The organism is Streptococcus sp. GMD4S, from assembly GCF_000296955.1.
On the sequence record NZ_AJRE01000282.1, the window covers coordinates 1 to 1,006 of the forward strand.

General features: G+C 51.8%; 1 protein-coding gene. It reads left to right on the plus strand.

Annotation, left to right across the window (positions count from 1 at the left end):
- Positions 1 to 1,006 (plus strand): hypothetical protein (locus tag GMD4S_RS13040; protein WP_192808345.1); only part of this gene is annotated, 1,006 nt, incomplete at both ends.

The following is a 1,006-nucleotide window of genomic DNA, read 5'->3' on the forward strand; positions in this document are numbered from 1 at the left end:
CATTGAGTGCCAGCCAATCTGCCTCAGCAAGTTCGAGCCAATCAGCATCTGCAAGTGCTAGCCAGTCAGCGTCCGTAAGCTCAAGTCAATCAGCATCCGTAAGCTCGAGCCAATCCGCATCAGTAAGTGCCAGTCAATCCGCTTCATTGAGTGCCAGTCAATCCGCCTTCGCGAGCGCTAGCCAATCAGCTTCAACGAGCGCAAGTCAATCAGCATCTGCAAGTGCAAGTCAGTCTGCCTCAGTAAGCTCTAGTCAATCTGCATCATTGAGTGCCAGCCAGTCAGCTTCGGTAAGTGCTAGTCAGTCTGCCTCAGTAAGCACAAGTGAATCAGCCTCAGTAAGTGCAAGTCAATCCGCTTCAGTGAGTGCAAGTCAGTCTGCATCTACAAGCTCCAGCCAATCAGCCTCGGTAAGTGCTAGTCAATCCGCTTCAGTGAGTGCAAGTCAGTCTGCATCTACAAGCTCCAGCCAATCAGCATCTGCAAGTGCAAGTCAATCCGCCTCAGTAAGTGCAAGTGAATCTGCATCAGCGAGCTCGAGTCAATCAGCGTCAGTGAGCTCTAGTCAATCCGCTTCAGTGAGTGCCAGCCAATCCGCTTCTGTAAGTGCGAGTGAGTCAGCTTCAGTCAGCTCGAGCCAGTCTGCATCATTGAGCTCTAGTCAATCCGCTTCAGTAAGCACAAGCGAATCCGCCTCAGCCAGCTCAAGCAAATCTGCATCAGTTAGCTCAAGTCAGTCAGCTTCAGCGAGTGCAAGTGAGTCAGCCTCAGCGAGCGCGAGCCAATCCGCTTCTGTAAGTGCGAGTGAGTCAGCTTCAGTCAGCTCGAGCCAGTCTGCATCATTGAGCTCGAGTCAGTCAGCTTCAGCGAGTGCAAGCCAATCCGCTTCAGTAAGTTCGAGCCAGTCAGCTTCATTGAGTGCAAGCCAATCAGCATCTGTAAGTTCAAGCGAATCTGCATCTGTAAGTTCAAGCCAATCCGCTTCTGTAAGTGCGAGTGAGTCAGC